A 9,595-nucleotide genomic window follows, 5' to 3' on the forward strand; every position below is an offset into this window, starting at 1 on the left:
CGATGATGCAGAGGCCTGCTACCGCGGCGTACTCCGTACACCTCTCCCCGATGGGGAGAGGTGAAGGAGCGCGGCCATGAGCGAGAGCAACACATCCGTTGAAATGCTGGAGCCCGTCGAGGACGTCGGCGGCGTCGCGCAGCCGCTGCTTCAGGTCAATGGCCTCACAAAACATTTTCCGGTGCGTGGCGGGCTGTTCGCCGCCAAGCGCACGGTGCGCGCCGTCGACAACGTCTCCTTCTCCGTCGCCAAGGGCGAGACGGTCGGCATCGTCGGTGAATCCGGCTGTGGCAAGTCGACCACTGCGCGGCTCCTCATGCATCTGATGCCGCGCGATGCCGGCGACATCATCTATGACGGCATGACGGTCGGTCAGGCGCTCAGCTTGCGCGAGCTCCGCCGCGGCATGCAGATGGTGTTCCAGGATTCCTACGCCTCGCTCAACCCGCGCCTGACGATCGAGGAATCCATCGCTTTCGGCCCCAAGGTTCACGGCATGGCCGACAGCGCGGCCCGTGCGCTCGCGCGCGAACTGCTCGGCAAGGTCGGCTTGCGTCCGGAAAATTTCGCCAACCGCTACCCGCACGAGATCTCCGGCGGCCAGCGCCAGCGCGTCAACATCGCGCGGGCGCTGGCGTTGTCGCCGCGGCTGGTGATTCTCGATGAAGCCGTCTCCGCGCTCGACAAGTCGGTCGAGGCGCAGGTGCTCAACCTTCTTGCCGACCTCAAGCGCGAGTTCGGCCTGACCTATCTCTTCATCAGCCACGACCTCAACGTCGTGCGCTACATCTCGGATCGCGTGCTGGTGATGTATCTCGGCGAGGTCGTCGAGCTCGGCCCGGTCGATGCGGTCTGGGACGCGCCCGCCCATCCCTATACGCGCGCGCTGCTGGCGGCGATGCCGTCTTCCGATCCCGACAAGCGCACCGAGACGCCGCCGATTTCCGGCGATCCACCCAACCCGATCGATCCGCCCTCCGGCTGCCGTTTCCACACCCGCTGTCCCTTTGCGGAGCCGCTCTGCGCAAAAGCCACGCCAAAGCTCACCGCGCTCGATACAATGGGCCACGAGGCCGCGTGCTATATGGCGATACCGGGATCGGGCCACAGCCGCGCGTCGCAAGAGGGAACAGCATGACAAGACCGACTGCAAAAGACGTCAAGGCCATCGCCGACACAGTAGGCGTGCCCGTCGACGAGGAGACCGCGACCCGCATCGCCAACTCCATGGGTCCCGTGTTTGACGGCTTCGCAACCATCGCCGGCACGCTGCCGATGGACCTGGAGCCTGCGCTTTTCGTGATTGCGCAAACCACGAAGGTTTCGGCATGAGCACCGAACCCGCATTGATGACGCTGACCGAGGTCGCACGCGCGATCGCGATGAAGCAACTGTCCTCGCATGAGGTGATGCGCGCGCTGCTGCACCGCATCGCCGAGTGGCAGCCGCATCTCAACGCCTTCATGGCTGTTGAGGCCGAGGCCGCGCTGAAGGCGGCGGAGGAAGCTGATGCCGCGCTTGCGGCGGGCGAGGTGCGCGGGCCGTTGCACGGCGTGCCGCTCGCGCACAAGGATATGTATTACGACGCGGGCAAGGTCGTGACCTGCGGCTCGCTGATCCGCCGCGACTATGTCGCCACCACGACGTCGACGGCTCTGCAGCGCCTGAAGGATGCCGGCCAGGTCCGGCTCGGCACCCTCCACATGGCCGAGTTCGCCTATGGGCCGACCGGTCACAACAGCCATTATGGTCCGGTGCGCAATCCCTGGAACGTCGCGCACATCACCGGCGGCTCGTCGTCGGGCTCGGGCTCGGCGGTCGCCGCGCGGCTGACCTTCGCCGCGCTCGGTTCTGATACTGGTGGCTCGATCCGCATGCCCGCGAATTTCTGCGGCGTCACCGGCTTGAAGGTGACCTGGGGCCGCATCAGCCGCGCCGGCGCGATGCCGCTGTCGCAGTCGCTCGACACCGTCGGTCCGCTGGCGCAGACCGCGGAGGACTGCGCGCTGCTGCTCGCACTGATGGCGGGGCCGGACCCCGAGGATCCGACCGCGAGCGCCGAGCCCGTGGCGGATTACGTTGCCGCGACGAAAGGCTCGCTGAAGGGTCTCAAGATCGGCGTGCCCGCATCCTTCTATGTTGATGATCTCGACGGCGAGGTCGCGCGCGTGCTCGACGAGACCATCGTCGTGCTCAAGCGCGAGGGCGCCGACATCGTCAAGGTCGAGCTGCCCGACCAGCGGCAATTGCAGGCGGCGAGCCAGCTCGTGCTGGCAGTGGAGGCCGCCGCCTTCCACAAGCGCTGGCTGATCGAGCGTCCGCAGGATTATGGCGCGCAGGTATTGATGCGGCTCCAGAACGGGCTTGCGGTTCCCGCCATCACCTATCTCGAAGCGATGCGCTGGCGTGGCCCTGCGCTCGCAGCCCATCATGCGGCCACCGCCGGCGTCGATGCGGTGATCGCGCCGGTCTCGCCGGTGCCAGCGCCGACGATTGCCGAGAGCGATGTCGGTGGAGACGCGAATGCGCCGGCAGTGTTGCAGCGACTGACGCTGTTCACGCGTCCGGTGAACTATCTTGGCCTGCCGTCGCTGGTCGTGCCGTCAGGCTTCACCAAAAGCGGCCTGCCGGTCGGCATGCAGCTCATCGGCCGCGCGTTCGATGAAGCGACCCTGCTCACCATCGGCGCCGCGTTCCAGCGCGCGACCGACCATCATGCCAAGGTGCCGAAGCTGCCGTCATGACAAAGCTCGTCGAGATCTCAGGCCTCAACATCCGCTTTACCGGCGAGCGCACGGTCTTTGCCGTGAACGATCTCGCTCTCTCGCTCGGTGATGGTGAGGTGCTGGGCCTGCTCGGCGAGTCCGGCTCGGGCAAGAGCGTGACGTTGCGTGCGCTGATGCGGCTGTTGCCGAAGAAGCGCACCCAGATCTCGGGCGCCGTGAACGTCATGGGCCGCGACGTGCTGGCCATGGGCGAGGAGGAGCTCTCTTCATTCCGCGGCCAGACAGTGTCGATGATCTTCCAGGAGCCGGCGCTCGCGCTCGATCCGGTCTACACCATCGGCGCGCAGATCGCCGAGAGCGTGGTGCGTCACGAAGGCAAGAGCTATGCGGAAGCGCGGGGGCGCGCGCTGGAAATGCTCGAGGTCGTCCGCATCCCCTCCGCAAAGCGCCGGCTCGATGCCTATCCGCACGAGATGTCCGGAGGCATGCGCCAGCGTGCGATGATCGCGCTGGCGCTCGCCTGCCGGCCAAAGATCCTGCTCGCGGACGAGCCGACCACCGCGCTCGATGCCACCGTGCAGATCCAGATCCTCTTGCTGTTGCGCGAGCTGCAGCGCGAGTTCGGCATGTCCGTCATTTTCGTCACCCACGACATCGGCGTGGCGATCGAGATCTGTGACCGTGTCGCGGTGATGTATGCCGGCCAGATCGTAGAGCAGGGAAGCCTTCGCGACATCGTCCGCGCGCCGGTGCACCCCTATGCCAGGGGCCTGCTCGCCTCGACCATTCATGGCGCTAAGCGCGGCGCGCGGCTCGAGACCATCCCCGGCACCCCGCCATCGCTTGGCCAGAAGCCACACAACTGCTCCTTCGCTCCCCGCTGCGCCGTCGCCCAGCCGCGGTGCCTGGAGCAACTGCCGGAAAACGTGCAGGTGGGACCGGGCAGGGCGGCGCGGTGCGTGCTGGCCGAATCGGCGACGGTTACCTCGTAATATTTGCGGAGGCTGCATTCACGAATCGGCCGCGCACCCTCCCTCCTTGTGGGGGAAGGGTGGGGGAGAGGGGTAGCCACAAACGCCGCCGACATCACTTGGGGCTACCCCCCTCCCTGCCTCTCCCTCGCAAGGGGGGAGGGAATGAGCGGTGTGCTCCTGACCTCGAGAATCTCAAGCACCGGCACTGAGTTGCTGCGATTCGCCGGGCGTCTCCTCGCCAGGCCAGTTCTACTTTGCATGGGGTTGTTTTCGACGTTTTGTCGGGATGAGGCCTTCGGGGGAGACGTGAAGAGGCATTCAGTTCCCATTCATCCCGGTTCCGGTTCCATGCGCCCCCATTCACGGAGAGGGACTTCAACTTATGTACATTTCTGGCCAAAGCCTGATCGTCATCCTGTTCGTCGGCCTGGTTGCCGGCTGGCTTGCTGGCAAGGTGGTCCGCGGAAGCGGGTTCGGCATCATCGGCGACATCGTGATCGGCATCGCCGGCGCGTTTGTCGCGAGCTTCCTGTTCCCGCGGCTCGGCATCCATCTCGGCGTCGGGCTGGTTTCGGAGATCATCTACTCGGCGATCGGCGCCATCATTCTGCTTCTGGTGGTCCGCCTGCTGCGCGGCGGCGGCCGGCTCTAGCGATCCGTTGCGAAAACCGGCTGCCGCGACGACAAATTCGCCGCGGCAGCCGCAAACCTGTGGAATTCGTGGATTTGCGCCGCAGCGCGGCCGCGCTAGAGGTTTTTGAGCCAGATTATTGATCAACTGTCGTGCATTGGACGACAGCCACAAACGCGATATTAATCGGCGTCGAGTACCCCAAATTTAGCTTGTGAAATCAGGGGTTTTACCCCTCATCCGGTGGAAAGCGACTGATGGCAGCAGTTCCCGGCTTGCGCCGTTCTGAACTCGGTAATGCCTTGCGCGCCTGTCGCGCAGCGTTCCTGGGTCTCGGGTTGATGAGCTGCATGATCAACCTGCTCTATCTGACCGGGTCGATCTTCATGCTGGAGGTCTATGACCGGGTGCTGCCCAGCCGCAGCATCCCGACGCTGGTCGGCCTGATTATCCTCGCCGGCGGTCTCTACATCGCGCAAGGTGTTCTGGACCTGATTCGCGGCCGCATCCTTGGCCGTATCGGCACTGCGCTCGACGAGGCTTTGAACAAGCGTGTGTTCGACACCATCGTGCGCCTGCCCCTTCTGGTCGGCAACCGCAACGAAGGCCTCCAGCCCCTGCGCGACCTCGACAACGTCCGCTCCTTCCTTGGCGGCATGGGACCGAGCGCGTTCTTCGACCTGCCGTGGCTGCCGCTCTATCTCGCCATCTGCTTCGCCTTCCATTGGCTGATCGGCATCACCGCTTTGGTCGGTGCGATCATCCTGGTCGGCCTGACGCTGGTGACGGAGTTCATGTCCCGCCGCCCCGCACGCGAGGCGACGAGCCTCGCCGCACAGCGCAACGATCTCGCCACCTCCAGTCGCCGTAATGCCGAGGTGCTTGTGGCGATGGGCATGGCCGGCCGGCTCAACCAGCGCTGGAGCGAAGCCAACGAAAAATATCTCGCCGGCAATCAGCGCGCCAGCGACGTCGCCGGCGGTCTCGGTGCCATCGCAAAAGTTCTGCGCATGATGCTGCAATCGGCCGTGCTCGCGGTCGGCGCCTATCTCGTCATTCATCAGGAGGCGACCGCCGGCATCATCATCGCGGGCTCGATTCTCTCGGCGCGCGCGCTCGCGCCGGTCGATCTCGCGATCGCGCACTGGAAGTCCTTCGTCGCCGCGCGGCAGAGCTGGCAGCGGCTCAGCCGCCTGCTGGAGCAAATTCCGGCCCAGGTGATGCCGACCCAGTTGCAGGCGCCATCGAGCCGCCTCGCGGTCGAAGGCGTCAGCATCGTGCCGCCGGGCGATCAGCGCGTCATCGTGCAGGATGTGACATTCGTGCTCAATGCCGGCATGGGCCTCGGCGTGATCGGCCCGAGCGGTTCGGGTAAATCGTCGCTGATCCGCGCGCTGGTCGGCGTCTGGCAGCCGGTGCGCGGCAAGGTGCGGCTCGACGGCGCGGCGCTCGATCAGTGGGCCTCGGACGTGCTCGGCCGCCACATCGGCTATTTGCCGCAGGACGTCGAGCTGTTCGGCGGCAGCATCGCGCAGAACATCGGCCGGTTTGATCCCGACGCGACCTCCGATGCCATCATCACCGCTGCGAAAGAGGCCGGCGTGCATGAGATGATCATCAAGATGCGCGAGGGCTACAACACCCAGGTCGGCGAGCAGGGCACGGCGCTGTCCGCCGGCCAGGCGCAGCGCGTGGCGCTGGCGCGCGCACTCTACGGCAATCCGTTCCTGATCGTGCTCGACGAGCCCAACTCCAACCTCGACACCGAGGGCGACGAGGCCCTGACCCGCGCGATCCGCGCCGCGCGCGAGCGCGGGGCCATCGTCGTCGTCGTGGCGCATCGGCCGATCGGCGTCGAGGCGGTCGACCAGATCCTGGTGCTGCGCGACGGCCGCATGCAGGCCTTCGGTCCGAAGGAGCAGGTGCTCGCGCAGGTGCTCCAGCCGCGCGTCGCCCCGCCGGCGCCGCCGATCAAGATCGTCAGCGAAGGCGGAGTTGCCAAACCATGAGCACGATGACGATGGCGGGCGCCAAGCCCGCGGCAAAGAGAAGCGTGCGGCAGTCGATCAGGTTTCACCTGCTGCTCGGTCTCGGGATCGTGCTGCTGCTCGCCGGCGGGCTCGGCGGCTGGGCTTCGACGGTGCTGATCTCCGGCGCGCTGATCGCGCCAGGGCAGATCGTCGTCGAATCCAACGTCAAGAAGGTGCAGCATCCGACCGGCGGCGTGGTCGGCGAGGTGCGTGCCCGCGACGGCGACCTGGTCAAGGCCGGCGATATCGTCGTGCGGCTCGACGACACCGTCACCAAGGCGAACCTCGCCATCGTCACCAAGAACCTCGACGCCGGCCAGGCGCGCGCCGCGCGGCTGCAGGCCGAGCAACGCGGGCTTGCGAAGATCGAATTCCCGCAGGCGGTGCTCGAGCGCGCAAGCGATTTCGACGTGGCGACGCTGCTGGCCAGCGAGGGCAAATTGTTCGAGGTCCGCGTGAACGGCCGTGCCGGACAGAAGGCCCAGCTCCGCGAGCGCATTCAGCAGCTCAACGAGGAGATCGACGGGCTGAGCGCACAGGAGAAGGCCAAGGACAAGGAGATCGCGCTGGTACAGCAGGAGCTGGTCGGCGTCCGCGATCTCTACGACAAGCACCTGGTGCAACTCTCGCGCCTGACCACGCTGGAACGCGACTCGGCCCGCCTCAACGGCGAGCGCGCTCAGTACATCGCCTCGCGCGCCCAGGCCAAGGGCAAGATCACCGAGACCGAGCTCCAGATCATCCAGGTCGACAAGGACATGGTGAGCGAGGTGTCCAAGGATCTGCGCGAGACCAACGACAAGATCGGCGAGCTGATCGAGCGCAAGGTCACCGCCGAAGATCAGCTCCGCCGCGTCGATATCCGGGCGCCGCAGGATGGCATGGTGCTGCAATCGACCGTGCACACCGTCGGCGGCGTCGTCACCGCCGGCGATACCCTCATGCTGATCGTGCCGCAGCAGGACGACCTCCAGGTCGAGGCCAAGGTCAATCCGACCGACATCGACAAGCTCCAGGTCGGCCAGAAGACGCTGCTGCGCCTCTCGGCCTTCAACCAGCGCACCACGCCGGAGCTCAGCGGCGTCGTGAGCCGGGTCTCGCCCGACGTCACCACCGACCAGCGCACCGGGCAGAGCTACTACACCATCCGCGTCTCGATGCCGCCGGAAGAAGTCGCCCGCCTCGGCGAAGTCAAGCTGATCCCCGGCATGCCGGTCGAGGCCTTCGTGCAGACCGGCGATCGCACCATGCTGTCCTACCTGATGAAGCCGCTGCACGACCAGCTGATGCGGGCGTTCCGGGAGAAGTGAGAGGAACGGTCATTCCGGGGCGATGTGAAGCATCGAGCCCGGGAGCGCGTGCCGCAGCGTCGGTCTCGCAAGGTGGGCAAAGCGCGACGCGACGCGCCCACCGCTTTTGCGGGCACACACACGGTGGGCGCGCTTCGCTTTGCCCACCCTACGCCCTACGTTCCTGATATAGTTCGAACGCAGCAGCTACCTCCAACGTCAGACACATGCATCACGCCTCCATCCAGACCCCGCCGGCCATCGCCACCGAAACCTTCACCGATGCAGGCCTTGCGGTCGCCCGCCTCGAAGAGATCTACGAGCGCAACACGAAATTCCTGCGCGATCACTTCGAAGCTTACCTCAACGGCACCTCGCCGGCGACGCGCGTACGCGCGTTCTATCCGTTCGTCCGCATCACCACGGCAACGCATGCGCGACTTGATTCGCGGCTCGCCTATGGCTTCGTCGCGGGACCCGGCGTGCACGAGACCAGCGTGACGCGGCCGGACGTGTTCCGGACCTATCTCACCGAGCAGATCGGCCTCCTGATCAAGAATCACGGTGTGCCGGTCGAGATCGGCGAGTCGTCCGAGCCGATCCCGATTCATTTCGCCTATCGGCGTGACATCAACATCGAGGCGGCGATCAGCACGGGCGATACGGGCGGCACGCGGCTGATGCGCGACGTGTTCGACACACCGGATCTTGCCGCCATGGACGATGCGATCGCCGACGGCACGCTCGCGCTGTCGCCCGGAGCGCCGGAGCCGCTGGCCCTGTTCCGCGCGGCGCGCGTCGACTATTCGCTGCGGCGGCTCTATCACTACACCGGCACCGATCCCGAGCACTTCCAGAATTTCGTGATCTTCACCAACTACCAGTTCTACGTCGATGCCTTCGTGCAGCTCTGCCAGCAGCGGCTCGCCTCGGGCGAGGATGGCATCGATGCTTTCGTCGGGCCGGGCAACGTGATCACCCGCAACGCGCGGTTCGGCGGCGGCACGAACGGCATTGCGCCGGATCGCGCACCGCAGATGCCGGCCTTCCATCTCGTCGAGCCCGGCTATCAGGGCATTACCCTGATCAACATTGGCACGGGCCCTTCCAATGCGCGGAACGTCACCGACCACGTCGCGGTGTTGAGGCCGCATGCCTGGCTGATGGTCGGGCATTGCGCCGGCCTGCGCAACACGCAGCGGCTCGGCGACTACGTGCTGGCGCATGGTTACGTCCGCGAGGATCACGTGCTCGATCAGGAATTGCCACCCTGGGTGCCGATTCCGGCGCTTGCCGAGGTGCAGGTCGCGCTCGAGGAGGCGGTCGAGGAGGTCACGGGATTGTCCGGCTTCGAGCTCAAGCGCCTGATGCGAACCGGAACGGTCGCGAGCGTCGACAACCGCAATTGGGAGATCAGCGGCGCTGCGGTCATTCGCCGCCTGTCGCAATCCCGCGCCGTTGCCCTCGACATGGAATCGGCGGCGATCGCCGCCAATGGCTATCGCTTCCGCGTTCCCTACGGCACCTTGCTGTGCGTATCGGACAAGCCGCTGCACGGCGAGATCAAGCTCGCAGGGATGGCGAGCGCATTCTACCGGCAGCGCGTCAGCCAGCATCTCGAAATCGGCCTGAAGGCGCTCGAACGGCTCAAGCACCAGGAGTCGGAACGCCTGCATTCGCGCAAGCTGCGCAGCTTTGCCGAGGTGGCATTTCAGTAGTTTGATGCTTGCGCACGCTTAGGGCAGCAAAACTGTCGTACGCAGCGCTGACGTCTGCGTGAGCGCACAAGCCCTCCGGAATAATCACCGGAGGAGCAGGGTTTACACGTCGTCCGGGGCTCCCTTGACCAAGGCCACAGGAGCAGACATGAGCAATCCCCTGATCAGGTACGTCGTGCTGGGAGCATGTGTAACGGCGCTGTGCGCGCCGCCGGCATTCGCCCCGG

General features: G+C 65.9%; 8 protein-coding genes. All 8 read left to right on the plus strand.

What is annotated here, in order from left to right:
- Nucleotides 1-76 precede the first annotated feature (76 nt).
- The 8 genes from SO180_RS12980 to SO180_RS13015 all read left to right on the plus strand — a co-directional run bounded on the left by SO180_RS12980 (nt 77) and on the right by SO180_RS13015 (nt 9,368).
- On the plus strand, nt 77-1,138 hold the full coding sequence (locus tag SO180_RS12980; RefSeq protein ID WP_449379211.1) for an ABC transporter ATP-binding protein: 1,062 nt from the start codon (nt 77-79) through the stop codon (nt 1,136-1,138).
- Nucleotides 1,135-1,332 carry a P1/P2 acidic ribosomal protein gene (locus SO180_RS12985; RefSeq protein WP_449379212.1) on the plus strand — a complete coding sequence of 66 codons (198 nt, stop codon included), beginning with the start codon at nt 1,135-1,137 and terminating at the stop codon, nt 1,330-1,332. Before SO180_RS12980 ends, SO180_RS12985 begins: the two co-directional genes overlap by 4 nt.
- The gene (locus SO180_RS12990) at nt 1,329-2,744 is read left to right on the plus strand and encodes an amidase (protein ID WP_449379213.1); all 1,416 of its coding nucleotides are present in this window, start codon (nt 1,329-1,331) and stop codon (nt 2,742-2,744) included. Before SO180_RS12985 ends, SO180_RS12990 begins: the two co-directional genes overlap by 4 nt.
- Nucleotides 2,741-3,718 (plus strand): ABC transporter ATP-binding protein, encoded by a 978-nt coding sequence (locus SO180_RS12995; protein ID WP_449379214.1) that lies wholly within the window; start codon nt 2,741-2,743, stop codon nt 3,716-3,718. The genes SO180_RS12990 and SO180_RS12995 overlap by 4 nt, the downstream gene beginning before the upstream one ends.
- Nucleotides 3,719-4,082: 364 nt before the next feature.
- On the plus strand, nt 4,083-4,352 hold the full coding sequence (locus tag SO180_RS13000; protein ID WP_449379215.1) for a GlsB/YeaQ/YmgE family stress response membrane protein: 270 nt from the start codon (nt 4,083-4,085) through the stop codon (nt 4,350-4,352).
- Between the two features lie 236 nt (nt 4,353-4,588).
- The gene (locus SO180_RS13005) at nt 4,589-6,340 is read left to right on the plus strand and encodes a type I secretion system permease/ATPase (protein ID WP_449379216.1); all 1,752 of its coding nucleotides are present in this window, start codon (nt 4,589-4,591) and stop codon (nt 6,338-6,340) included.
- Entirely contained in the window at nt 6,337-7,671 is a 1,335-nt protein-coding gene (locus SO180_RS13010) for an HlyD family type I secretion periplasmic adaptor subunit (RefSeq protein WP_449379217.1), read from the plus strand. The genes SO180_RS13005 and SO180_RS13010 overlap by 4 nt, the downstream gene beginning before the upstream one ends.
- A 206-nt stretch (nt 7,672-7,877) precedes the next feature.
- Nucleotides 7,878-9,368, plus strand: coding sequence for an AMP nucleosidase (locus SO180_RS13015; RefSeq protein WP_449379218.1), 1,491 nt, complete (start codon nt 7,878-7,880; stop codon nt 9,366-9,368).
- The last annotated feature ends 227 nt before the right edge of the window (nt 9,369-9,595 follow it).

The sequence above is a fragment of the Bradyrhizobium sp. UFLA05-112 genome (assembly GCF_053572325.1).